This window comes from Rhodococcus aerolatus (assembly GCF_054783215.1).
Map to the genome: position 1 here is coordinate 110,053 of NZ_BAAGQZ010000029.1, position 23,934 is coordinate 133,986.

Here is a 23,934-nt window from a genome sequence, read left to right on the forward strand (position 1 = left end):
GGGCCATCACCCCAGGTCACCGCGCAGCCAGCGCACCAGCGCCGCCGTCCCCTCCGTGGCGGGGTCGGTGTGGACGGTGCCCTCGCGGTGGGCCGCGGAGCGGGAGGGACGGGCAGCGACCACCAGGACGGGCCCGGCGTGGCGGGCGGCGAGGTGGACGAAGTCGCCGTCCCCGCTGACCAGCACGAGCGGGGCCCGGTCCGGCTCGTAGGCCTCGGCGAGCGCCAGGTCCGCCCGCTGCCACCCGGTGGCCGCGAGCTGCCGGGCCGTCGGGGGCCAGGCGAGGGCGGCGAGCCGCGCGGGACGGCCGCCCACCACGACGCGGACCCCCGGGGGCGCCGCGCGCAGGGCGGCGGCGACGAGGCGCAGCCGCGCCACGTCGAGGTTGTCGGCGTCGACGAGCACCTGGGTGCCGGTGCCGGTGCCGGGCCCGGGGTCCGGGCTCAGCGGCTCACCAGTGGATGCCGGGCATGAGCCGCACCAGGGCGAACGCCGCCCGGCTCGCCTGCTTGCCCGCCACCCCGGCGGCGCCGACGCCCGGCGGGGCGGTCGAGGACCGGGTGGCCACCTCGGCGCCCGGCTTCTGCTCCTCCGCGGCGGGGAGGGCCTTCTTCTCGCCCTTGGCGGAGGCCGAGTCGGGGAAGACCCGGTAGGCCTGGTGGAGCAGGGCGTCCTTGAGCTTGGGGGTGAACACCCCGGTCAGCTCGCCCAGGGTGCCCACCGGGGTGTTGATGCGCTTGGGCCGGTCCTTGATCGCCCGCACCAGCATCGCCGCGGCCTCGTCCGGGGTGTGGGCGGGGAAACGGTCGTAGAGCGAGGTCGGCGCGATCATCGGGGTGCGCACCAGGGGCATGCGCACCGAGGTGAAGGTGATGCCGTCGTGCCAGGTCTCGCTGGCGACCACGTCGGAGAACGCGTCGAGCGCGGCCTTGCTGGCCACGTAGGCGGAGAACCGCGGCGGGTGGGTCTGCACGCCGATGGAGCTGACGTTGACGACGTGGCCGAACCGGCGCGCCTCCATGTGCGGCAGCAGCTCGAGGACGAGCCGCACGGCGCCGAAGTAGTTCACCGCCATGGTCCGCTCGAAGTCGTGGAACCGGTCGGTGGACAGGGTGATCGAGCGGCGGATCGACCGGCCGGCGTTGTTGACGAGCACGTCGACGTGGTCGTGCTCCTCGATGATCGTCTTGACCACGGCGGAGACCGACTCCTGGTCGGTGATGTCGCACGGGTAGCCGTAGGAGCGCCCACCGGCGTCGCGGACCTCCTCGACGACCTCGTTGAGCTCGTCCTCCCGGCGGGCCAGCAGCAGCGAGACGGCGCCCTCGCGGGCGAGCTGCAGGGCCAGCGCCTTGCCGATGCCCGAGGAGGCGCCGGTGATGACGACGACGCGGCCCACCAGCGGGCCCGCCGGGTCGTCGTACCGGGCGCGGTCGGGGTCGAGGTTGTTGGCCCAGTACCGCCACAGCGCGTTGGCGTAGGTGCGGAACGGGGGCGGGGTGATCCCGGTGCCGCGCAGCGCCTCCCGCGTCCGGCGGCTGGCGAACTCCGCGGTGAAGGTGGTGTGGTCGATGACCTCGGGGGGGATGCCGAGCTGGCCGAGGACCAGGTTCAGCGCGACGTCGGCCCCCGGCAGGCGGCGCAGCAGCGCCAGCGGGGTGAGCACCTGCTTGGGCAGCGATGCGGCGGCCCAGGGTGCGCCCGCGGCCTCGGCGAGCGCGCCGTAGACGTCGGCCAGCGGCTGGGGCCGGCGCTCGACCAGGTGGAAGGCCTCGCCGTCGCCCTCCTCCCGGTGCATGAGGTGGTCGATGGCCGCGGCGACGTAGTCGACGGGGACGATGTTGGTGTCGCCCAGGTCGGGCACCGCCACCGGCAGCTGCGCGGGCAGCGCCGCGAGCCGCTTGAGCGCGCTGAAGAAGTAGTAGGGCCCGTCGATCTTGTCCATCTGCCCGGTCCGGGAGTGCCCCACGACGATCGCGGGGCGGTACACGCGCCACGGCGTGGTGCAGGTGTCGCGGACCAGCTTCTCGGCCTCGAACTTGGTCTGGTGGTAGGGCGAGGGCAGCGGCTGGCCGAGGTCGAAGTCCTGCTCCCGGAACGTGCCGCGGTGGTCGCCGGCAACGGCCACCGAGGAGACGTGGTGCAGCCGGGCGCCGAGGCGCTCCGCGAGCTCGATCACCGCGCGCGTGCCCTCGACGTTCGCGGCGCGGCTCTTGGCCTCGGGGGCGGTCATGTCGTAGACCGCGCCGAGGTGGAGCAGGTGGTCGGCCGAGCGCGGCCCGCGCCGGCCCAGCCCGAGGCCGGGCTCGGTGAGGTCGCCGACGAGCGGGTGCAGCTTGGCGTGCCCGGGCCAGCGGGCCGACATCTCCTCCAGCCGGCCCACCGAGGACTCGCGGACCAGCACGTGCACGGCCTCGCAGTCGTCGCGCTCGAGCAGCAGCGGGAGCACGTAGCGGCCCAGGAAGCCGGTGCCCCCCGTCACGACGTAGACGGTCATCGTCGACCTCCGGGGGTGTGGGGTGGGACGGGTGCGGGGCGGCGTGCGGGGTGGGCGGGCTGGGCGCCCAGCCTCGCAGGTGCGCCGCGCGGGGGGAAGGGCGCTCGGGCGCTGCCGGTGGGCACGGTCAGGACCCGCTGCGGCTCGAGGCGTCGGCGGTCTCGTCGCTGCCGGTGTCGCTGCCGGACTCCTCGTCCGGGTCGGCGTCGGTGGGCGGGGCGACGTCGTCCTCCCCGGCCTCCTCCGCCGCGTCGGCCAGCTGGCGGGGCACGACCTTGCCGGTGGCGTTGCGGGGCAGCTCGGGCAGGAAGTGCACGTCGCGGGGGACGGAGAACTTCGCCAGCTCGGACTTGACGTGGCTCTTGATCGCCTCGGCGTCGAGGTCCTGGCCCGCGGTGTCGTCGGTGCGCACCACGTAGGCGGCCAGCCGGGTGCCCCAGTCCTCGTCGTCCACCCCGACCACGGCCGCCTCCCGGACCCCGTCGAGGCCGCTGAGCAGGTCCTCGACCTCGTTCGGGTACACGTTCTCCCCGCCGGAGACGATCATGTCGTCGCTGCGGCCGGACAGGAACAGCAGCCCGCCGTGGTCGATCTTGCCCAGGTCGCCGGTGCTCATCATCCCGTCGACGACCTCCTTGTCCTCGCCCTCGCGGGTGTAGCCCTCGAAGAGCATCCCGTTGCCGACGAACACGCGGCCGACCTCGCCGTCGGGCGTCGGGTTGCCGTCGTCGTCGAGGATCGCGAGGTCGGTGCCCATCGGCGGTCGACCGGCCGTGGTCGGGTGCTCGCGGATCTCCTCGGGGGTGGCGATGGACACCCAGCTGACCTCGGTCGAGCCGTAGAGGTTGTAGAGCACGGGGCCCCAGCTGTCGAGGATGCGCTCGACCAGCGCGGGCCGGATGGGGGAGCCGGAGGCGGCCACGACCCGCAGCGAGGAGGTGTCGGCCGCCCGCTCGGACTCGTCGAGCTCGGCCACCCGCTGCAGCATCACCGGCACCGCCACCACGGTGTCCGCGCGGTGGCGCTCGAGGTCCGCGACCAGGCCCTTGGGGTCGAAGCGGCGGCGCAGCACCATCGTCGAGCTCAGCGCCAGGCTCAGCTGCATCCCGGCGAAGCCCCAGGTGTGGAACAGCGGGGCGGGCACCAGGGTGACCCCGCCCGCCTTGAGCGGGATCCGGGAGAGCACCGACGCCGCGGGCATCCAGTTGCTGGGCTCCGGGCGCTTGGCCCCCTTGGGCGTGCCGGTGGTGCCGGAGGTCAGCACCACCGTGCGGCCGCGGCGGGGCCGGCGGGGCAGCTTCTGCTCGTCCTTCGACGGGGCGTCCTGGATCAGCTCGGCCAGGGTGGGCACGGCGCGGGCGATCTCGTGCTCGGTGCGGTCCTTGGCCTGCTCGGCGTCCTCGACGTCGGCCCACGCCTGCAGGACGAGCGTGTCGCCGAGGTCGTCGGGGATCGAGTCGGCGAACTCGGCGTCGGCGACGATGACGTCGAGGTCCTGCTCGGCGATGACGTCGGCCAGCTGCCCCTCGGACAGGCCGGTGTTGAGCAGCACCAGGTCCCCGCCCAGGCGCCCGGTGGCCCCGAGGACCTGCAGCACCGCGCGGTGGTTGCGGCACAGCACGCCGATCTTGTCCCGCTCGCCGACGCCCTTCGCGGCCAGCGCGCGGGCCAGCGCCTCCACCGACTCGACGAGCTCGGCGTAGGTGATCTCCCCGGCGTCGTCGACCACGGCGACGCGGTCGGGGTAGCGGTGCGCGGAGATGGCCAGCAGCGAGCCGGGGGTGAAGTCCCAGCGGACCCAGTCGACCGCCACCTTGGCCAGCCGGTCCGGCCGCATCGGGGAGATGATCCCCGACCGGGCCACGGGACCGAGGCCCGCGGCGAGCTGGACGGCGTTCTGGACGGCGGGGTGCTGGAGCAGTCGCACGGGAGGCCTCTCTGCCTGGTGGTGGCGCCACGCGCCGTCGGGCGGCCCGGCGCCGTGTGCCGGGGGTGCCCGCAGAACCTACCGGCCGGTAGCAGTGCGGTGCATCACAACCGCGGGACCGGGTTCAGCCGCCCGGCGCCGCGCTCAGCCCAGCCGCTTGCTGACCAGCTCGACGAGGCCGGTGTAGCGGGCACCGAGCAGCCGCGGCAGCACCGCGACCGCGACGGCGTCCGGCCCGACGAGGATCCGGGAGCGGCCGCGGGCCAGGCCGTCGAGGATCACCCGGGCCGCCGTCTCCGGCGAGGTGCGGGCCAGGGTCTCGAACGCGGCGGCGGCCGCGTCGCGGTCCTCCGAGGCCCCCACCCGGGCGTTGCGGGCGATGTTGGTGCGGATGCCGCCGGGGTGGACCGTGCTCACCGCCACGGGGGTGCCCGCCAGCCGCAGCTCCATGCGCAGCGCCTCGGCGAAGCCGCGGACGGCGAACTTGCTGGCGTTGTAGGCGGCCTGCCCCGGCGCGGCGACGAGGCCGAACAGGCTCGACACCACCGCGAGCTGGCCGTCGCCGGAGGCCGTGAGGTGGGGCAGGAAGGCCTGGGCGCCGTGGACCATGCCCCAGTGGTTGACCTCCATCACCCAGCGCATGTCCTCCTCGGTGGACTCCGCCACCGAGGCGTTGACCGAGACGCCCGCGTTGCAGACGACCAGGTGCACCGGGCCGAGCTCGGCGGCGACCTCGTCGGCGTGGGCGAGGACCGCGGCCCGGTCGGTGACGTCCAGCCGCCACGCCCGGGCCGTGCCGCCGGACGCCCGGCAGTCGGCGGCGGTCCGCTCGGCGGCGGCGCCGTCGACGTCGCTCAGCGCCACCACGGCCCCGCGGCGGACCAGCTCGTGGGCCAGGGCCCGGCCGATGCCGGAGCCGGCCCCGGTGACCACAGCGGTGCGGCCGGCCACCCGGTGGCGCGGGGCGCGGCGCGGCAGCGGGCTCACCGGGTGCGGCGGATGGTGGCCCCGCGGGAGGGCACCAGGGTGACGAAGGAGTGCTTCTGGGTCTCGGCCCCGTCCCCGACGTGGGTGAAGTCGGTGGCGTCGAGGATGGTCCGCAGCGCGACCTTCATCTCGGCGTGGGCGAACAGCGCCCCGATGCAGCGGCGCTTGCCGCCCCCGTAGGGCAGGAACTCGGTGGTCGAGGGCTTGCGCTCCAGGAACCGCTCCGGGCGGAACACCTCGGGGTCGCCCCAGATGCGCGGGTCGGTGTGGATGGCCTCGATCTGCGGGTTGAGCATGGCGCCCTCGTCGAACGTGTAGCCGCCCAACGACATCCGCCGGCTCAGCTTGCGGCCCACGCCGGGCAGCACGGTGCGGATGCGCAGCGTCTCGTTGATCACCGCGTCGAGGTACTCGTCGTCACCCGTCCGCGCCTTCTCCCGGACGTCGGGGTGGCGGCTGAGCAGCTCCACCGCCCACGACAGCGAGGTCGTCGTCGTCTCGTGCCCCGCGCCGAGCAGGCTCATCAGCTGGTTGCGCAGCCACTCGTCGTCCTCGCCCGAGCTGCGGACCAGCAGGGAGAGGGTGTCGGTGCGCTCGGCCAGGTCGGGCGCGGTGCGGCGGGCGGCGATGAAGTCGTCGAGCATCGCGTTGGTCCGGGCGATGAGCCGCGCGTAGGAGCGCCACGGCGGCAGCGCCCCCAGGCGGGGCAGCACCAGCCACATGCCGCGCAGCAGCGTGATGTGCGAGGCGTCGGTGACCGCGGTGCGCAGCTCGTCGAGCTCGGGGCCGGTCTCGGCGCCGAACACGGTGCGCAGGATGACCTCGAGGGTGATCGCGCGGGCCTCCTCGTGCATCCGGATCTCGCCGCCCACGGGCCAGGTCGCGATCCGGCGCTCGGTCTCCTCCCGCATGATGTCGCGGTAGCGCGCGATCTCCTTGCCGCGGAACGGGGGCAGCAGGGCCTTGCGGGTGGCGGTGTGCTCCTCGCCGTCGACCGCGAGGATGCCGCGGGCGCCGAAGATCGCCCGCAGGAAGATGCCGTTGGCCGCCCCGGCGTGCAGCGCGTCGTGCGGGCCGGAGAACACGGCCTCCACCACGGACGGGTCGGCCACGGACACCGACGGCCCGGCCAGCGAGCGCACGGCGAAGACGTCACCGAAGGCGCGGTGCTGGCGGTGGGTGAAGCCGACCGGGTCGCGCAGGCTGCGGACCACCTGCACCAGGGACGGCAGCCGGGAGCCGCGCGGCGGTCGGGGTGCGGTCAGCGTGGTGTGGTCGACGGGACAGCCCCCGGTGCCGGTCGTCGGGTCCGGAGCGTCTGCCGCAGCCACCGTCACGTCCTCCTGGGGTCCTCGTCGGCGCCCGGCGAGGATCTCCCGCGGTCGCGGCGGCCACGATAGCCGCCGGGGCCGACGTTCCCACGGACTGGGACGGCCGTCGCCGGGGTGGAACACGCGGCCCACCGTGGGCGCTGCACCCGAGGACAGTCCAACGATCAACCACCTGGGAGGTCACCTCATGGCGAGGCTTCTGGTCGGCACCGACAACAGCACCCCGGTCGAGCTCTACTACGAGGACCACGGCAGCGGCTCGCCCGTCGTCCTCATCCACGGCTGGCCGCTCTCGGGCCGTTCCTGGGAGGCGCAGGTCCCCGCCCTCGTCGAGGCGGGCCACCGCGTCGTCACCTACGACCGCCGCGGGTTCGGCGCCTCGTCGCAGCCCTGGAGCGGCTACGACTACGACACGTTCGCCGACGACCTGCAGGCGCTGCTCGAGCACCTCGACCTGACCGGGGTCACCCTCGTCGGCTTCTCCATGGGCGGCGGTGAGGTGGTGCGCTACCTCTCCCGCTTCGGCTCCGAGCGCGTCGCCAAGGCGGTGCTGGCCTCGGCTGTGCCGCCGTACCTCTACCAGTCCGACGACAACCCGGACGGTGGTCTCGACGACGACACCATCGGCCAGTTCGAGAGCGGGGTCCGCGGCGACCGGCTCGACTTCCTCGACGGGTTCGCGACGAACTTCTTCTCCGCAGGCGGCGAGCTGAAGGTCAGCGAGATGCAGCGCGTGTACGCCCGCGACCTGGCCGCCTGGGCCTCGCCCAAGGGCACCCTGGACTGCATCGCCGCCTTCGCCCGCACGGACTTCCGCGGTGACGTCGAGAAGATCGACGTGCCCACGCTCGTCATCCACGGCGACTCCGACGCGGTGGTGCCGTTCGAGGTCTCGGGCAAGCGGTCCGCCGAGCTGATCAGCGGCGCGACGCTGCACGTGGTCGAGGGTGGCCCGCACGCGATCAACGCGAGCCACGCCGAGGAGTTCAACCGGGTGCTGATCGAGTTCCTCGGCTCCTAGGACGCCCGAGCACCCCTCGCGCACGACACAGCCCCCGTCCCCCCGGCGGGGGCTGCGTCGCGTCCCGGGGACGGCGTCAGCCCGCGACGGCCACGTCCCGGGAGGTCGGCACCGGGGGAACCGCGACGAGCCCGCGGGCACTCGCCCCCGCCGCGGCCAGCACGGCCGCCAGGTTGCGCGCGGGGTCGACCGCGTCGGCGTCGGCCACCGCGAACGGGGCGTGCAGCAGGCGGCGGAACCGCCGGCCCGCCCGCTGCGCCTCGGCGCCGTCGAGCTCGGGGTGGAACTGCACCCCGACCACCCGGCTGCCGACGCGGAAGCCCTGCACGGTGGTGGTGCGGTTGCCCCAGAGGTGCGTCACGCCCGGCTCGTCGAGGAAGGCCGCCGGGACCTGCTCGACGTGGACGGTGCCCACGACGAGGTCACCCACCCCGCCCGTGCGGCCGTGCACCCGGGCCACCCCGGCCTCGCCCCCGCCGGGCACCCGCTCCGGGCCCAGGCCCGCGTGCACCTGGGCGAGCATCTGCGCCCCGAGGCAGATGCCCACCACCGCGCAGGCGCCGCGCTCGGCGGTGCGCACGGCCGCCGCCACCGCCTCGACGCGGTCGACCGACTCGGCGCTGCGCAGCGCCAGCGGCTCGGCCCCGCCGGTGAACACGTGCAGCACGTCCGCGGCCCCCCGGACGTGGTGCCCCGGGTCCCCCCAGGGCACCAGGTGGGTCCGCCACCCCGTCTCGTCGAGCCGGCGCTGCAGCGGTGACCCCCACCCCGCGCCGCGCCAGACCGCCCCGCTGCCCTGCCAGATCACCGCGTCCACGCGCCCACCTCCCGACCCCGAGCCCGCCGGCACCCGCCGCCGTGCGGTGATGGTGGGCCACGGGCCGGGTCGGTCGGTTTCCGCGCTGTGAACACTGCGACACGGTCGGCGGACGCACCGGTGCACGGGGCACAGTGGTACCGGGTGCACGGGGCACAGTGGTTCCGGGTGCACGGGGCACAGTGGGCCGCAGGACGTGGGTCGGGACGACGGGAGGACGCGGAGATGTGTGGGATCGCCGGGGGCTCGGGGGACCTGACCGCGCAGGACGTGGCGGGGATGACGGAGGCGCTGGCCCACCGCGGGCCGGACGACGAGGGCTTCCACGTCGAGGACGGGGTGGGCGTGCTCGGCCACCGACGGCTGTCCATCGTGGACCCGAAGGGCGGTCGCCAGCCGCTGGTGGCCTCGCCCAGCGAGGCCATCGTGGTCAACGGCGAGATCTACAACGCGCCGGGCCTGCGCGAGGACCTCGAGGACGTCGCGTGGCTGTCGCTGTCCGACAGCGAGGTCGCGCTGCGGGTGCTGGAGGCCGAGGCCGACCCCGTCGTCGCCGCCTCCCGGCTGCACGGCATGTTCGCCTTCGCCGCCCAGCGCGACGGGGAGCTGCTGCTCGCCCGCGACCCCATCGGCATCAAGCCCCTCTACCGCGGCTCGCTGGGCGGGGGCACCGTCTTCGCCTCCGAGGTCAAGGCCTTCGCCCCCGGCACCACCGGCGTCGTGCCGCAGGCCCCCGGCACGGTGTGGTCCTCGCGCACCGGCGAGCAGCGCTTCGCCGCCGTCCCCGCGCCCGCCCCGGTGCAGCGGTCCACCGCGGAGCACGTCGCCGCGGTGCGCGACAGCCTGGAGCGCTCCGTCGACCGGCACCTCATGTCCGACGTGCCCGTGGGGGCGTTCCTCTCCGGCGGCCTCGACTCGTCGCTGGTCTGCGCGATGCTCGCCACCCGGGTGCGCGAGCTGCACACCTTCGCCTGCGGGTTCGAGGGCAGCCCCGACCTGGCCGCGGCCCGGGTGGTGGCCGCCCACCTGGGCACCACCCACCACGAGCGGGTGGTGCGCCCGGAGGAGGTGGCCGACGCGCTGCCCGAGATCGTGTGGTTCCTGGAGTCGACCGACCCGGACCTGGTCCGCAGCGCGGTGCCGACGTGGTTCGTCGCGGAGGCGGCCGCGCAGCACGTCAAGGTGGTCATGACGGGGGAGGGCGCGGACGAGCTGTACGCCGGGTACCGGTACCACGGCGACGTCCGGCGCGAGGTCCTCGCCGACGAGCTGCACCGGTCCATCACCGAGATGCACCACGTCAACCTGCAGCGGGTGGACCGGATGACCATGGCCCACGGGCTCGAGGCGCGGGTGCCGTTCCTCGACCTCGACGTCATCGGGGTGGCCCAGACCGTGCCGGTGGACCTGAAGCTGCCCGAGGGCGGGCCGGAGAAGTGGGTCCTGCGCCAGGCGGTGGCCGACCTGCTGCCCGACGAGGTGACGTGGCGGACGAAGTCGCAGTTCGACGAGGGCAGCGGCGTGGGTGATCTCGTCGACGCCGCCCTGCGGGACGGCTGGTCGGCGGCGGACCCCGGTGGCTCCGAGCCGCTGGAGCGCGTGCTGGCCAGCACCGCGGGCGAGGAGATGTGCGCCCACGTCGCCGCCGTCGCCGGCCGGTGGAACTCCGGGCGGCTCTAGCGGGCGGGGGTCACCGCCAGACCGCGGCGACCCGGTCGAGCTCGGTGGCGGCCTGCGCGCGACCGGCCCGGGCGGACGGGGCGCGGGCGGCGGGGTCGAGCACGTTGCGGCCGATCGCGGCCCGGGAGTCCCCGTCCGGGCTGACGACCACGCCGCGGTCGGCTCCCAGCTCGGCGAGCTGGTCGGCGGGGGAGCGCAGGACGCCCATCCCACGGGCGAGCGGGGCGAGCACGACCACCCGGTCGTGGCCGGCGGCGAGGTCGACGTTGGCCACCGAGCGCATGCCGCCGTCGACGTAGCGCCGCTCGCCGATGGTCACCGGTGGGTACACGCCGGGCACCGCGCAGCTCGACGCCACGGCCTCGACGAGGCCGACGCCGCTGCTGCGCTGCCACACCACGGGCTCGCCCGAGCGGGCATCGACGGCGGTGACCCGCAGGTCGCGCTCCGGCCAGTCGACCCCGCGCAGCCGCTCCCCGATGACCTCGAGGCGCTCCGCCTCGCTCGGGGTGCTGGCGCCGAGGGCGAAGCGGCCCGCGCGGCGGCGGAAGCCGGCGGCGTCGCCGCGGGAGCGCAGCAGCGCCCACCCCAGCCCGAGCAGCACCCGCGGGCCGGTGCTCGCGGCGCGCTCGTGGCCCACCGGCCCGAGCTGGCGCTCCAGCAGCTCGGCCGGCGGCCGCCCGGAGGTGAGCAGCGCGCCGACGACCGACCCGGCCGAGGTGCCGACGACGAGGTCGGCGGTGGACAGGTCGAGCCCGGCCTCGGCGAGCCCGGCCAGCAGACCGATCTCCCAGGCAATGCCGGTGATGCCACCGCCCCCGAGGACGAGCGCGGTGCGGGGCGTCGCGGGGGTGGTCACGGGGCGGCAGTCTGCCCCCGGTCGGTGACCGGGCGGCGACGGGGTGGCGGCGGTCGTGGGCCGCGTTCCTAGATCAACTGAGCCGCAACGGATCTCTGCCCCGTCCAGCGGTTGACAGGCGTTGTGTGGTGCACCACTGTTCTCGGGGATCCGGTGCGCTGTGCCGGGCGTCCCCCGGAGAGGTGCCACCGTGCCCGAGTCCAACCGTCGTGACTTCCTCCGCCGTGCCGGGTTCGGGGCCGCCGCCCTGAGCGCCGCGGCCGCCGTCCCCGCCCTCGTCGGCACCGGCACCGCCGCGGCGGCCACGCCCGTCGCCGCCGTGCCCGCCCCCGCCCCGGAGGCTGCGCCCTCCGACCTGGGCGCGCCCGTCGTCGCCTACCTCGAGGACGCGCCGTCCGGCGAGTTCCGGCTCATGATCGGCGCGCGCACCATCGAGTTCACCGACAAGGCCCTCGCGGCGCGCATCACCGCCGCCCTCGCCTGACCCCAGCTCTCCCTCCCCCCCGGGTGGACCGCGAGCCGGGCCCCCACACCACAGACGAGGTACCTCATGTCCTCCCACCGCGAAGCACCGTCGATCTCGAAGGACCCCACGGCCGACAACACGGACGTGTACGCGTTCCGCAGCCCGGACGCCCCGACCACGACCACCATCGTCGCCAACTTCGTCCCCCAGCAGGGGCCGGCGGCGGGGCCGAACTTCTTCGAGTTCGACCCGAGCGTCACGTACTACATCTACGTCGACCAGACCGGTGACGGCGTCCCCGACGTCACCTACTCCTTCAACTTCACGACCAACCCGACCGCGGCCGCCAGCCAGTTCTTCCTCTACAACACCGGCACCATCACCTACTCCGGCGGCACGTACACCAACTACAGCGTTCCGCAGACGTACACGGTGCGGCGCAACGGCACGACTGTCGCCAGCAACGTGCCCGTGCCGCCGTGCAACGTCGGCGTGCACTCCACCCCGAACTACGGCGCCCTGGCCGCGCCCGCGGTGACCGCCCTCAGCGGCGGCGGCAAGGTGTTCGCCGGGCAGCGGGCCGACCCGTTCTACGCCGACCTCGGCGCCATCTTCGACCTCGCCGACATCCGGCCCATCCAGTTCCTGCACACCGGCCCGCTCGGGCCCGCCTTCGCCAAGAACAACCTGCGCGGGCTCAACGTGCTCTCGATCGTGCTGCAGGTCCCCACCAGCGAGATCGTGGCCGGCGGCACGGTGCCCCGGGACGGCGACGTGACGGCCGCCAACGCCGTCGTCGGGATCTGGTCGGCCGCGGCCCGCCCCGGCAGCCGCGTCTACACGACCAACGGCGCCCCGGTCGACTCCGGCGCTCCCGTGCAGGTCTCCCGGCTGGGCAACCCGCTGTTCAACGAGGTCCTCGTCCCGCTGACCCAGAAGGACGCGTGGAACGCCTCCACGCCCGCGGGTGACTCCGCCTACGCGGGCGGCGTCGCGAGCCCCGGTCTGGCCTCGCTGCTCAACGTGCTCTACCCCCGGGTGTTCCCCAACCTGGCCGCCCGGTCGGCCAGCGGGAAGCCCCGCGCGGACCTGCTGGCCATCCTGCTGACCGGGCTGCCCGCCGGGATCATCCCGGGCCTGAAGACGCAGATCGGCAACGCCACCACCCAGGCGGACATGCTGCGGCTCAACGTGGCTGTCCCGGTCACGCCGCAGCCCAAGCCGTTCGGCGTGCTCGCCGGCGACCTGCAGGGCTTCCCCAACGGCCGGCGCCTCGGCGACGACATCGTCGGCATCGAGCTCCGCGCCATCGCGGGCGCGACACTGCCGCTGGTGGAGCCGGACTACAAGGTCGACATCGCGGTCAACGTGCTCGACGACTTCGCGCCCAACGACAACGGGCCGCTGCTGCCGAGCTTCCCGTACCTGGCCCTGCCGAACTCCGGTTTCGCCTCGGACCCGAGCCGCTACGACAGCGGCAGCTGACGTGGGTGGTCCGGTCCCGGAGGGGGCGCCCGTCGGGACCGGACCGGTCGTCCTCGACATCGGGGGCGACATCGGCGCGCTGCTCGTCCTCGTCCCCGAGAGCCTCGAGGGCGAGGAGATCGACATCTGCGTGGCGGGCGGCGCGCCGTTCGCCCACACCGGGGTGCACCTGCGGGGCCCGGACGGCCACCAGCGGCTGACCGCGGTCTACCCGTCGCTGACCACGGGGGACTACCAGCTGCTGCACCCCGCCGACGGCTCCCCGCTCGGCGGGGTGGTCCACGTCGAGGGTGGGTCCGTCGCCCAGCTCGACCTCGGTGACTGGGTCCCCGCGGCCGGCCAGGTGTGGTCCGGCGGCCACCACCACCGCGGCGACGACGGCGCTGGTCACGGGCACGGCCACTCGCACGGGTGAACCGCCGGGGCCCCCGCGGGCGTAGGAGTGACGAGAACCGCTGCCGTCCCTGAGGAGAGCCCCCGTGACCACCGTCCACGACTTCGAGGCCACCACGATCGACGGCGAGCCCCAGCGCCTCGCCGACTACGAGGGCCAGGTCCTGCTGGTGGTCAACACCGCCTCGCAGTGCGGGTTCACGCCGCAGTACGAGGGCCTGGAGCAGCTGCAGCAGACCTACGGCGAGCGGGGTTTCACCGTGCTCGGCTTCCCGTGCGACCAGTTCGGCCACCAGGAGCCCGGTGACGAGCAGGAGATCAAGAGCTTCTGCTCGACCCGCTACGACGTGTCGTTCCCGATGTTCAGCAAGATCGACGTCAACGGCGACGACGCGCACCCGCTCTACGACCACCTGCGCGGCGAGAAGTCGGGCCTGCTCGGCGGCAAGATCAAGTGGAACTTCACCAAGTTCCTCGTCGACGGGAAGGGCAACGTCGTCAAGCGCTACGCGCCCACGACCAAGCCGGAGAAGCTCACCGGCGACATCGAGAAGTTGCTCTGACCGGGTCGTCGTGACGCCCTGGTGGGAGCTCGCGGTGCTCGTCGTGGCCGTCGCGGGGTCGGCCACGGCGTGCCTGCGGGCGCGTCGTCGACACCGCGGCTGACCTCGCCCCCGCCTGCGGGGCCGCTTCCTTCCGCACGGAGGCGTGTCGTGAGTCACGATGATCACTTCGCGCGACGACGCGCGGGGGAAGCAGGGACGAACCATGATCACTCGTGAGCACATCGACACGGTCCGGGGCAGCACCGCCTACAGCGACGACGGCTCCAAGCTGGGCAAGGTCGGCGAGGTCTACCTCGACAACGACAGCGGGGAGCCCGCCTGGGTGACCGTCTCGACCGGCATGTTCGGCACGCGCCAGAGCTTCGTGCCGCTGGACGGGGCGAGCCTGGACGGCGACGACCTCCGGCTGCCGCACAGCAAGGCCACCGTCAAGGACGCCCCGAACATCGGCGACGACGAGTCGCTGACGCCGGAGGCCGAGGACGAGCTGTACCGGCACTACGGCGTCGACGGCAGCCACGGCGGGCGGGACGCCTCCCACGGCGACCGGGACCGCGACCGCGACGGCGACGGGGTGCGTGACCGCGACGGGGTGCAGGACCGCGACCACGAGGGTGCGCGGGACCGCGACCACGACGGGGACCGGGACCGGGACGGTGACCACGGCGGGACCGGTCGGACCGCCGCGGCGGCGGGTGCGGCCGGCGTGGCCGGTGTCGCGGGCGGGGCAGCGGCCCGCGGCCGGGGCGACCACGACGACCGGGACCGTGACGACCGGGACCGCGACGGGGTGCGCGACCGCGACGACCGTGACGGCGGCCGGGGCGAGTCCGTGGGCGAGCGGGTCGGCGACCGCGTCCACGGCGACCGCGACCACGACGGGGTGCGCGACCGCGACGAGGACCGGGACCGCGGCGACGACCGCGACCGCGACCGTGACCGGGACGGCGGGCGGCGGGGCTCGACGGGTCCGCGGCTGCGCAAGCACACCGTGACGGAGATGCAGACGATCACCGTGCCCGTCGAGAAGGAGGTCTACACCCTCGAGGACGAGGACGGCCGCCCCGTCGACGACGCGCAGCGCGACGCCCAGGGCCGCGAGACCGGCAGGCACGGCCACGACGACGGGTCGCGCTGAGCCGCACGGCAGCCCGGGCCCCGGTGCCCGGCCTCACCCTGCGCCCCGCCCCGGCGGGGCGCAGGGTGGCGGCAGCACCCGCACCGACCCCAGGAGGACACCCGTGAGCACCCCCGCCCGTGACGGCGACCAGCACGACCGGCCCGAGGACGCGATGGCCGCCGACCGCGAGGAGGAGATCGAGGAGAACGAGCCCCGCAGCGGGGTGCCCGGCAAGGACGAGCAGACCGACGACTGACCCCGGCGGCTCAGCCGTCGGCGCGGGTCGCCGTGACCCGTCCCGCCAGTGACCGGGCCGCCGCCACGACCAGGGACCGGTCGTGGCTGAGCACGTGCTCGTAGACGGCCGGGCCCGCCCCCAGGCGACCGTCGTCCGGGGCGGGTCGGGCGGCGAGCAGCACGGCGTGGTGCGGTCCGAGCACCACCAGGTCCCACTCCGGCGCCAACGGGTCGTCCGCGCTCAGGTCCACCCCGCGCACCCCGGGCGCCGGCTCGGCCTCCAGCCCCACGCCGAGCGCCGCCACGAACGTCGCCGAGCGCGCGATCTCGGCGTACCGGCGGGCCGCGGGCCGGAAGGCGCGCGCCCGCTGGAACGTCGTCAGGACCACGGCGCCCTCGCCGAGCGCCGCGGCCTGCCGCTCCAGGTGGCGGCTGGTGGCGGAGAGCAGGTGGCCGTCGGAGCGGCACACCGGGCGCACGGCCGCGGCCAGCGCGAACGGCGTCTGCGGCGGCACCCCCGTGGCCGCCGTGACCGGTCGGACCGCGCTGCGGGGCGGGGCCTCGCCCGGCCCGTCGGGCAGCTCGGCGGTGGGGCGGCCGAACAGCCAGCCCTGGCCGAGCTGGGCGCCCAGGGCCCGCGCCGCTGCCAGGTGCTCGCGGGTCTCGATGCCCTCGGCGACCACCACCGCGCCGGTTCGTTCCGCCTCCGCGGCCACGGCCGAGAACAACGCGGCCGTGCTGCGGTCGGGCGCGCGCTGCACCACCTGCGCGTCGAGCTTGACCACGTCGGGCCGCAGCAGCGGCAGCAGCGCCAGCGACGCCGGGTCCACCCCCACGTCGTCCAGCGCCACGCCCCACCCCAGCTGTCGGACGCGGTCCACCGTGGCGAGGACGGCGGCGGGGTCGGCGAGCAGTGCCCGCTCCGTCAGCTCGACCACCACGGGCAGCCCGGCTGGGACGGCCGCGGGCAGCACGTCGCGGGTGCGGGAGTCGGGCTCGAGGTTGACCAGCAGGGTCCAGGGTCGAGCCAGGCGGGCCCGCACCCCGGCGTCGAGCGCCGCGCGCACGCAGGCGGCGTCGAGCTCGGTGAGCCGGCCGGCGGCCCGGGCAGCGGCGAACAGGGCGTCCGGGGTGTGCAGCGGCGTGTCGACCGGCCCGCGCGCGAGGGCTTCGTAGGCGACCGGACGGCCCGTGGCGAGGTCGACGACCGGCTGCAGCGACGCGGTCACCGCACCGTCGGCCAGGAGCCGGTGCAGCTCGTCCGGTGCGGCGCGACGGGTGGGGGTGACGGACTGGTCCAGGGACACGCGCGACCTCTCGTGCGGGCGGGTGGTGGGGTGCGTCCGTGGTCCCGGGATGCCCGCTCAGCGTATCCGCGCAGTGGCGCACGCGCCCGGGCCGCGTGGCGCGGCACGGGCGCCGCGCCGTCACCCCGCCAGGGCGGCGAGCACGGCGTCGAGGCGGGTGGTGGCCTCGTCGGCCAGCGTCGCCATGGCGGGCAGGTCGCTGACCGAGGCCATCAGCTGCGGGTCGAGCACGTGCACCACGCTGCCGCTGCCCCGTCCGCGGACGACGACGTTGCAGGGCAGCAGGACCCCGGTGGAGCGGTCGGCGTCGATGGCCTGCTCGGCCAGCACCGGGTTGCAGGCCCCGAGGATGACGTAGGGCTCCATGTCCTTGTCCCGCTTGGCCTTCATGGTGGCCTGCATGTCGATCTCGGTGAGCACGCCGAAGCCCTGCTCGGCCAGCGCGGCCTTGGTGGCGGCGACGGCTTCGTCGTAGCCGATCTCGAGGGTGACGCTGTTCTCGTAGGTGGTCACGGGGTCCTCCGGTGCGGTGGGTGGGTGGTCAGGCGAGGGAGAGGAAGAGCTTCTCGAGCTGGGCTCGGTCGAGCGACTGCTGCTCGCCGTCGGGGCTGAGCAGGCACTGGCGCAGGCCGGTGGCGATGATCTGGAACCCGGCCTTGTCCAGCGCCTTCGACGCGGCGGCGAGCTGGGTGACGACCTTGGCGCAGTCCTGGCCCTCCTCGATGAGGCGGATGACCCCGCCGACCTGGCCCTGGACCCGGCGCAACCGGGCCAGCACGTCGACGAGCTGGTCGGTGTCGATCTCCACGGTGCTCCTCCGGTCGTCCGGGCGGGGCCGCCCTCGGTCTCGACCATACCCCCGGGGGTAGTGGTGTAGATTTGTCCGGACAACATTCATGCTGGCCGACCCGCTCCCGGTCGTCCTGCGCCTCACCGGTACGCCGCCCGGCGGCCACCACGAAGGAGAGACCACATGTGCCGAGCAGCGACCTGCCGGACCTGCGGGAAGACCACCTGGGCCGGCTGCGGTCAGCACGTCGACGCCGTCATGGCCGGGGTGCCGACGTCACAGCGGTGCACCTGCGACCGGACCCCCGCGCCGGCGGCAGGCCCGAGGCGGTGGTTCCGCCGGGGATGACCGGGGCCCGCGTGCTGACCCCCGCGATCGCGGGTCGGCCCTGACCCCGCGGGACGTCGGGGCCGTCCCGCCGCGGACGGTCCCGGTCTACGGTCGTGCGCGTGGCAGCCACGGTCGACGAGCTCCGGCGTCTCCGCCCGGACCTGGCCGGCCTGGCGGTCGCGGAGATGGGCTCGCCCGGGCCGTTGCGTGCCCGGCTCGTCGCCGCGTACCTCGACGGGACCAAGACCGCCGGCTCGAGCCTGCGGCGGGAGCACGAGGCCGAGGGTGTCCCGCTGCCCGTCGTGGGTGACCGCGAGGTGATGGTCGACGAGGACGCGCGCCCGGTGGCCGTGCTGGAGGTGACGCGGGTGGAGCAGGCGCGTCTCGCCGACGTCGGCCTCGAGGTGGCGCTGGCCGAGGGGGAGGGCTTCGCGTCCGCGGCGCAGTGGCGTGCCGAGCACGAACGGTTCTGGACCTCAGACGAGGTGCGCGCCCGGCTGGGCCGTCCCACGTTCGTCCCGGACGACGACGAGCTGGTGGTCGTCACCTGGTTCGCGGTCGTCGAACGGCTGGGCTGAGCCGAGCGGGCCGGCTCGTCGTCAGCGCCCGGCGGTCGACGGGTCGGTGCGGCGCCGCTGTCCACGCTGTGGGCCACGAGCGGGTCCGGCTCCCACGCCGAGTCGCGGGCCCCGCGGCTGGAGGCTTCCGGGGGTCATCGCACGGCGGCGGGCAGGTCGGGGCAGGTGGTGTCGCCGCCGCCGAGTCCGCCGGTGGTCGCCTGGGTGTCGACGACCCTGCGTTGCAGCCGGGCTCCTCACGGCCCTCGGTGCCGCGGACGCTCACCGGCGCCGCCGCGGGGACGGACGACGCTCGGTGCCCCCGGCAGGACTCGAACCTGCCACCTCGGGATTAGAAGGCCCTTGCTCTGTCCAGCTGAGCTACGGGGGCGTGGTGTGCGCGACCACGGTAGCGGCTGCGCGGCGGGGCCGGCCGGAGCCGAGGTCCCTACCCTGGGAGCGGTGAGCACCGAGCAGGCCGTCGCCGCCCCCGCCGAGACGCGCCCGCTGCGCACCCCGGCGGCCGGTCTGACCGTCGTCGCCGGGGCGCTGGCCGGGCTGGTCGCCACCGCCCTGGTCGGCCTCTCCGCAGCGCAGGCGCTGGTGCTGCTGGGCATCCCCGACCCCGGCCCGCTCACCACCTACGGGCTGCCGGCTGCCCGAGCAGTCGGGGAGCTGGCCGCCGTGGTCGCGGTCGGGTCGCTGCTGCTGGCCGCGTTCCTGGTCCCGCCGCAGCGCTCCGGCGTGCTCGACGCCGACGGCTACCGCGCGGTGCGCACGGCGGCCACCGCGGCCGCGGTGTGGGCGGGGTGCGCCGCGCTGCTGGTGCCGCTGACGCTGTCGGACTCCTCCGGCCAGCCCCTCTCCGCGGCCGTGGACCCGGCGAACGTGCTCGCCACCCTGGGCACGGTGCAGACCGCCCAGGCGTGGGCGTGGACCGCGGGGATCGCCGCCGTCCTCGCCGTCGCCTGCCGGTCGGTGCTGCGCTGGAGCTGGACCCCCGCGCTGCTCGCGCTGGGCCTGCTCAGCCTGGTCCCGCTGGGCCTGACCGGGCACTCCTCGGCGGGCGGCTCCCACGACCTGGCGACGAACTCGCTGCTGATCCACCTCGCGGCGGCGTCGCTGTGGGTCGGCGGCCTGGTCGCGCTGCTCGCCCACGCGCTGCGCCGCGGGGCGCACACCGACGTGGCGACCCGCCGCTTCTCCTCCCTGGCCCTGGTCTGCTTCGTGGCGATGGCGGTCACGGGCGTGGTCAACGCCGCGGTGCGCCTCAACCCGGGCGACCTGCTCACCACCACCTACGGCCGGCTCGTGCTGGCGAAGGCGGTGGCCCTGGGCCTGGCCGGGGTGGCGGGCTACCTGCACCGCCGCCGCTCGGTGGCCGCGCTCGCCGCCGACCCCACCGCGCGCGGCCCGCTCGTCCGCATCGCCGGGGTGGAGGTGCTGCTGCTCTCGGCCACCGTCGGCCTGGCCGTCGGGCTCGGCCGCACCCCGCCCCCGCCGCCGACCACGCTGCCGAGCATCGCCCAGGTGGAGATCGGCTACGACCTGCCCCGCCCGCCGAGCCTGTCCACCCTCGCCCTGGACTGGAGGTTCGACCTCGTGCTGGGCACCGCGGCGCTCGTGCTCGCCGCCGGCTACGTCGCGGGCGTGCTGCGGCTGCGCCGGCGGGGGGACCGCTGGCCGGTCGGGCGCACCGTGAGCTGGCTGCTGGGCTGCGCGGCGTTGCTCGTCGCCACGTCGTCGGGGCTGGGCCGCTACAGCCCCGCGGTGTTCAGCGTGCACATGGTCACCCACATGCTGCTGTCCATGCTTGTGCCGGTCCTGCTGGTGCTGGGCGGGCCCGTGACGCTGGCGCTGCGGGCGCTGCCGGCGGCGGGACGCGACGGCGTGCCAGGACCGCGGGAGTGGCTGCTCGCGGCGCTGCACAGCCGGGTGACACGCGTGCTCACCCACCCCGTGGTCGCGCTCCTGCTCTTCGTCGGCAGCTTCTACGCGCTCTACTTCGGCGGCATCTACGGCGCGACCGTCGGCAGCCACGCCGCGCACGTCCTCATGAACGTGCACTTCCTGCTCTCCGGCTACCTCTTCTACTGGCTCGCGATCGGCGTCGACCCGGCGCCCCGGGAGCTGCCGTCGCTGGCCAAGCTGGGCCTGGTCTTCGCCGCGCTGCCGTTCCACGCGTTCTTCGGCGTCGTCCTCATGGGCTCCACGCAGGTGATGGGCGAGGACTGGTTCCGCTCGCTCGGGCTCGGGTGGAACACCGACCTGCTGGGTGACCAGCGTCTGGGCGGCGGCATCGCCTGGGCCACCGGGGAGATCCCGCTCGTGCTGGTGATGCTGGCCCTGGTGGTGCAGTGGTCGCGCGACGACGAGCGCCTGGCCCGGCGCACCGACCGAGCCGCGGAGCGCGACCACCACCGCGAGCTCGAGGCCCACAACGCCATGTTCGCGGCGCTGGCCGCCCGGTCCGCCGCCCCCGCCCGCACCCCCGGGGCGCCGGGCCCCGAGCGCGCAGCACACCCCACCGACAGCTCCGCCTGAGCGGCCCCGCCCCCGGGGCGGTCGGGCCCGTCCGTCCGCACCCGTCCCCAGCTCGCCGGTGACCACTGCTGCCGTCCGCCGCCACCCAGCACCGTGGGTCCCAGCCGGACGGACGATCCGGCACCGACCGGGCCCGGCTGAGCAGCTCGGCGGGAAACACGAGCAGGGGAGACGACCATGAACGAGACCCAGGTGACCCTCGTCGGCACCATCACCAGCGACCTGCGCCGCCGCGGCGTCGGGGACGGCGGCGCGGAGCTGGTGAGCTTCCGCGTCGCCGCCAACGAGCGCCGCCGCGACCGCGAGTCCGGCGAGTGGCACGACGGGGAGACCACCTACGCCCAGGTGACCTGCTGGCGCCGGCTGGTCGGCGGGGTGTCCTTCTCGCTCTACAAGGGGGCGCCGGTGATCGTCACCGGCCGCATGTTCACCCGGCAGTACGAGGTCGACGGCGCGAAGCGGTCCAGCCTCGAGATCGACGCCGCCGCGGTGGGTCCGGACCTGGCCCGCTGCCAGGCCACGATCATGCGCCCGCCGCAGCGGGCGGGCGGCGCCGAGCAGGACGGTGACGGCACCGACGCGGGGTCCCTGGCCGAGGTCGGCGCGGGCCTCGAGGTGCCCGACAGCCCGGAGGAGCTCACCGCCCGCTGAGGCGCGCCCCCGCCGGCCGGGTGCCGGCGGGGGCCGCCCCGGGCGGGTGGCCCGGCGACCGGCGCGCCACCACTACGCTGGGGGCATGGCTGAGTTCATCTACACCATGAAGAAGGTGCGCAAGGCGCACGGCGACAAGGTCATCCTCGACGACGTCACGATGTCCTTCTACCCGGGCGCCAAGATCGGTGTCGTCGGCCCGAACGGGGCGGGCAAGTCGAGCATCCTCAAGATCATGGCGGGGCTGGACCAGCCCGGCAACGGTGAGGCGTTCCTCGCCGCGGGCGCCACCGTCGGCATCCTCATGCAGGAGCCCCAGCTCGACGAGTCCAAGACCGTCCGGCAGAACGTCGAGGACGGCCTCGGCGAGGTGATGGTGCAGCTCAAGCGCTACAACGAGATCGCCGAGCTGATGGCCACCGACTACTCCGACGAGCTCATGGAGGAGATGGGGGACCTGCAGGAGAAGCTCGACCACGCCGACGCCTGGGAGGTCGACTCCCAGCTCGAGCAGGCCATGGACGCGCTGCGCTGCCCGCCGCCCGACGAGGGCGTCACCCACCTGTCCGGCGGTGAGAAGCGCCGTGTCGCGCTGTGCAAGCTGCTGCTCAGCAAGCCCGACCTGCTGCTGCTCGACGAGCCCACCAACCACCTCGACGCCGAGAGCGTGCTCTGGCTCGAGCAGCACCTGTCCGCCTACGCGGGCGCCGTGCTGGCCGTGACCCACGACCGGTACTTCCTGGACAACATCGCCCAGTGGATCGCCGAGGTCGACCGCGGCCACCTCTACCCCTACGAGGGCAACTACTCGACCTACCTCGAGAAGAAGTCCGAGCGCCTCGAGGTCGCCGGCAAGAAGGACCAGAAGCTGCAGAAGCGGCTCAAGGAGGAGCTGGCCTGGGTCCGCTCCGGCGCCAAGGCCCGCCAGGCCAAGAACAAGGCCCGCCTCTCGCGCTACGAGGAGATGGCGAACGAGGCGGAGAAGACCCGCAAGCTCGACTTCGACGAGATCCAGATCCCCGCGCCGCCGCGGCTCGGCGACAAGGTGGTCGAGGTCAGCCACCTCGACAAGGGCTTCGACGGCCGGCTGCTCATCAAGGACCTGTCGTTCACGCTGCCGCGCAACGGCATCGTCGGCGTCATCGGCCCCAACGGCGTCGGCAAGACCACGCTGTTCAAGACCGTCGTCGGCCTGGAGGACCCGGACTCGGGCACCGTCGACGTCGGCCAGACAGTGCAGCTGAGCTACGTCGACCAGAACCGCTCCGGCATCGACTCGTCGAAGAGCGTGTGGGAGGTCGTCTCCGACGGCCTCGACCACATCGTCGTCGGCCAGACCGAGATGCCCAGCCGCGCCTACATCTCCTCCTTCGGCTTCAAGGGCCACGACCAGCAGAAGCCCGCGGGTGTGCTCTCCGGCGGCGAGCGCAACCGGCTCAACCTGGCCATGACCCTCAAGCAGGGCGGCAACCTGATCCTGCTCGACGAGCCCACCAACGACCTCGACGTCGAGACCCTGGGCTCGCTGGAGAACGCGCTCGAGCTGTTCCCCGGGTGCGCCGTGGTCATCTCGCACGACCGGTGGTTCCTCGACCGCACCTGCACCCACATCCTCGCCTGGGAGGGCGACGGCAAGGGCGGCGACGGCGCGGACTGGTTCTGGTTCGAGGGCAACTTCGAGGCCTACGAGGCGAACAAGGTCGAGCGGCTCGGCGCCGACGCGGCCCGGCCGCACCGCGTCACCCACCGCAAGCTCACCCGCGACTGAGCCGGCGGTGACCGAGCCGGCCGGCACCGGGCAGCCGATGGCGCCGGTCCAGGTCTTCCCGCTGCAGCTGCGGTGGGCGGACCTGGACCTGCTCGGCCACGTCAACAACGTCCGGTTCCTGGAGTACGCCCAGGAGGCCCGCATCAAGTACCTCACCCTGCTCGACGCCCACGGGGTGCTGCCGCGCCGCCCGACCGTCGTGGTCCGCCAGGAGATCGACTACGACCGCGTCCTCGAGCTGCGCGACGCCCCGGTCCACGTGCGGGTCCAGGTCGCCGCGGTGGGCCGGTCGTCGGTCACCGTCGAGCAGGTCGTCGAGACCGCCCCCACCACGGAGGAGCCCGGGCGCGACCGGGTCTTCGCCCGCATCCGCAGCGTCGTCGTCGGGTTCGACGCCGCCGCCGGGCGCTCCGTGCCGCTGACCGACGCCTCCCGCGATGCGCTCACCGCCCTGCTCGACGGCGCGGCCGGGGCCGCACCGGAGACCTCGCCCGGGGTGGTCGTCGGCGCTACCGATCGGTAGGGCTCGGCCTCCCCCCGGCCCGCCGGGCCGTGGATAGTGTGGCCCGCGAACCCGCGTGCGCGAGGGCCGCGGTCGACC

23 protein-coding genes and 1 tRNA gene are annotated in these 23,934 nt (G+C 74.8%); 13 read left to right on the plus strand and 11 right to left on the minus strand.

The genetic code is table 11. The features are described 5' to 3' along the window. Positions 1 to 6 precede the first annotated feature (6 nt). From ACYVOF_RS11685 to ACYVOF_RS11705, 5 genes are all read right to left on the minus strand, one after another. The gene (locus ACYVOF_RS11685) at positions 7 to 405 is read right to left on the minus strand and encodes a hypothetical protein (protein ID WP_460866637.1); all 399 of its coding nucleotides are present in this window, start codon (positions 403 to 405) and stop codon (positions 7 to 9) included. A 46-nt stretch (positions 406 to 451) separates the two neighbouring features. Next, positions 452 to 2,497, minus strand: coding sequence for an SDR family oxidoreductase (locus tag ACYVOF_RS11690; RefSeq protein WP_460866638.1), 2,046 nt, complete (start codon positions 2,495 to 2,497; stop codon positions 452 to 454). A 127-nt stretch (positions 2,498 to 2,624) separates the two neighbouring features. Continuing rightward, entirely contained in the window at positions 2,625 to 4,424 is a 1,800-nt protein-coding gene (locus tag ACYVOF_RS11695; protein WP_460866640.1) for an AMP-binding protein, read from the minus strand. Positions 4,425 to 4,568: 144 nt separating this feature from the next. After that, positions 4,569 to 5,411, minus strand: a complete 843-nt coding sequence (locus ACYVOF_RS11700) for an SDR family NAD(P)-dependent oxidoreductase (protein ID WP_460866641.1) — start codon at positions 5,409 to 5,411, stop codon at positions 4,569 to 4,571. Then, positions 5,408 to 6,742, minus strand: a complete 1,335-nt coding sequence (locus ACYVOF_RS11705) for a cytochrome P450 (RefSeq protein ID WP_460866643.1) — start codon at positions 6,740 to 6,742, stop codon at positions 5,408 to 5,410. The genes ACYVOF_RS11700 and ACYVOF_RS11705 overlap by 4 nt, the downstream gene beginning before the upstream one ends. Positions 6,743 to 6,929: 187 nt before the next feature. On the opposite strand from ACYVOF_RS11705, the gene ACYVOF_RS11710 reads away from it, so the two are divergent. Further along, positions 6,930 to 7,763, plus strand: a complete 834-nt coding sequence (locus ACYVOF_RS11710; protein ID WP_460866645.1) for an alpha/beta fold hydrolase — start codon at positions 6,930 to 6,932, stop codon at positions 7,761 to 7,763. A 76-nt stretch (positions 7,764 to 7,839) separates the two neighbouring features. On the opposite strand, the gene ACYVOF_RS11715 is transcribed toward ACYVOF_RS11710, so the two are convergent. Continuing rightward, positions 7,840 to 8,580, minus strand: a complete 741-nt coding sequence (locus ACYVOF_RS11715; RefSeq protein ID WP_460866646.1) for a glutamine amidotransferase-related protein — start codon at positions 8,578 to 8,580, stop codon at positions 7,840 to 7,842. A gap of 225 nt (positions 8,581 to 8,805) precedes the next feature. On the opposite strand from ACYVOF_RS11715, the gene asnB reads away from it, so the two are divergent. Next, positions 8,806 to 10,260, plus strand: a complete 1,455-nt coding sequence (asnB, locus tag ACYVOF_RS11720) for an asparagine synthase (glutamine-hydrolyzing) (protein WP_460866648.1) — start codon at positions 8,806 to 8,808, stop codon at positions 10,258 to 10,260. Between the two features lie 10 nt (positions 10,261 to 10,270). Here the strand turns inward: asnB and ACYVOF_RS11725 are convergent, their stop codons facing one another. Beyond that, positions 10,271 to 11,119, minus strand: coding sequence for a patatin-like phospholipase family protein (locus tag ACYVOF_RS11725; RefSeq protein ID WP_460866649.1), 849 nt, complete (start codon positions 11,117 to 11,119; stop codon positions 10,271 to 10,273). Between the two features lie 190 nt (positions 11,120 to 11,309). Between ACYVOF_RS11725 and ACYVOF_RS11730 the strand changes: the two genes are divergently transcribed. From ACYVOF_RS11730 to ACYVOF_RS11755, 6 genes are all read left to right on the plus strand, one after another. Continuing rightward, a complete protein-coding gene (locus tag ACYVOF_RS11730) occupies positions 11,310 to 11,603 on the plus strand; it encodes a hypothetical protein (RefSeq protein ID WP_460866651.1) in 294 nt (97 codons plus the stop codon). 66 nt (positions 11,604 to 11,669) lie between these two features. After that, positions 11,670 to 13,070 carry a DUF4331 domain-containing protein gene (locus tag ACYVOF_RS11735; RefSeq protein ID WP_460866653.1) on the plus strand — a complete coding sequence of 467 codons (1,401 nt, stop codon included), beginning with the start codon at positions 11,670 to 11,672 and terminating at the stop codon, positions 13,068 to 13,070. A gap of 1 nt (position 13,071) precedes the next feature. Continuing rightward, the gene (locus ACYVOF_RS11740) at positions 13,072 to 13,485 is read left to right on the plus strand and encodes a hypothetical protein (protein WP_460866655.1); all 414 of its coding nucleotides are present in this window, start codon (positions 13,072 to 13,074) and stop codon (positions 13,483 to 13,485) included. Positions 13,486 to 13,549: 64 nt separating this feature from the next. Beyond that, positions 13,550 to 14,026 carry a glutathione peroxidase gene (locus ACYVOF_RS11745; RefSeq protein WP_460866657.1) on the plus strand — a complete coding sequence of 159 codons (477 nt, stop codon included), beginning with the start codon at positions 13,550 to 13,552 and terminating at the stop codon, positions 14,024 to 14,026. Positions 14,027 to 14,231: 205 nt separating this feature from the next. Continuing rightward, complete coding sequence (locus ACYVOF_RS11750) at positions 14,232 to 15,167, plus strand: PRC-barrel domain-containing protein (protein ID WP_460866658.1); 936 nt, start codon at positions 14,232 to 14,234, stop codon at positions 15,165 to 15,167. A 103-nt stretch (positions 15,168 to 15,270) separates the two neighbouring features. Beyond that, complete coding sequence (locus ACYVOF_RS11755; RefSeq protein WP_460866660.1) at positions 15,271 to 15,405, plus strand: hypothetical protein; 135 nt, start codon at positions 15,271 to 15,273, stop codon at positions 15,403 to 15,405. Positions 15,406 to 15,415: 10 nt separating this feature from the next. Here ACYVOF_RS11755 and ACYVOF_RS11760 read toward each other — a convergent pair whose 3' ends face one another. The 3 genes from ACYVOF_RS11760 to ACYVOF_RS11770 form a co-directional block, all read right to left on the minus strand. Then, complete coding sequence (locus tag ACYVOF_RS11760) at positions 15,416 to 16,693, minus strand: sensor domain-containing phosphodiesterase (RefSeq protein ID WP_460866662.1); 1,278 nt, start codon at positions 16,691 to 16,693, stop codon at positions 15,416 to 15,418. Between the two features lie 120 nt (positions 16,694 to 16,813). Further along, positions 16,814 to 17,206, minus strand: coding sequence for a DUF302 domain-containing protein (locus ACYVOF_RS11765; protein WP_460866664.1), 393 nt, complete (start codon positions 17,204 to 17,206; stop codon positions 16,814 to 16,816). Between the two features lie 28 nt (positions 17,207 to 17,234). Further along, positions 17,235 to 17,591 carry a metal-sensitive transcriptional regulator gene (locus ACYVOF_RS11770; protein ID WP_460866665.1) on the minus strand — a complete coding sequence of 119 codons (357 nt, stop codon included), beginning with the start codon at positions 17,589 to 17,591 and terminating at the stop codon, positions 17,235 to 17,237. Between the two features lie 341 nt (positions 17,592 to 17,932). On the opposite strand from ACYVOF_RS11770, the gene ACYVOF_RS11775 reads away from it, so the two are divergent. Next, entirely contained in the window at positions 17,933 to 18,391 is a 459-nt protein-coding gene (locus ACYVOF_RS11775) for an ASCH domain-containing protein (RefSeq protein ID WP_460866667.1), read from the plus strand. Positions 18,392 to 18,687: 296 nt separating this feature from the next. Here ACYVOF_RS11775 and ACYVOF_RS11780 read toward each other — a convergent pair. Beyond that, positions 18,688 to 18,761, minus strand: a tRNA-Arg gene (locus ACYVOF_RS11780). Positions 18,762 to 18,832: 71 nt separating this feature from the next. Here ACYVOF_RS11780 and ACYVOF_RS11785 point away from each other — a divergent pair. The 4 genes from ACYVOF_RS11785 to ACYVOF_RS11800 all read left to right on the plus strand — a co-directional run bounded on the left by ACYVOF_RS11785 (position 18,833) and on the right by ACYVOF_RS11800 (position 23,856). Continuing rightward, positions 18,833 to 20,914 (plus strand): cytochrome c oxidase assembly protein, encoded by a 2,082-nt coding sequence (locus ACYVOF_RS11785; protein ID WP_460866668.1) that lies wholly within the window; start codon positions 18,833 to 18,835, stop codon positions 20,912 to 20,914. A gap of 177 nt (positions 20,915 to 21,091) precedes the next feature. Further along, entirely contained in the window at positions 21,092 to 21,565 is a 474-nt protein-coding gene (gene ssb / locus ACYVOF_RS11790; RefSeq protein WP_460866670.1) for a single-stranded DNA-binding protein, read from the plus strand. Between the two features lie 85 nt (positions 21,566 to 21,650). Then, positions 21,651 to 23,333 carry an energy-dependent translational throttle protein EttA gene (ettA, locus tag ACYVOF_RS11795; RefSeq protein ID WP_460866672.1) on the plus strand — a complete coding sequence of 561 codons (1,683 nt, stop codon included), beginning with the start codon at positions 21,651 to 21,653 and terminating at the stop codon, positions 23,331 to 23,333. A gap of 7 nt (positions 23,334 to 23,340) precedes the next feature. Next, complete coding sequence (locus tag ACYVOF_RS11800) at positions 23,341 to 23,856, plus strand: acyl-CoA thioesterase (protein ID WP_460866674.1); 516 nt, start codon at positions 23,341 to 23,343, stop codon at positions 23,854 to 23,856. Positions 23,857 to 23,934 lie beyond the last annotated feature (78 nt).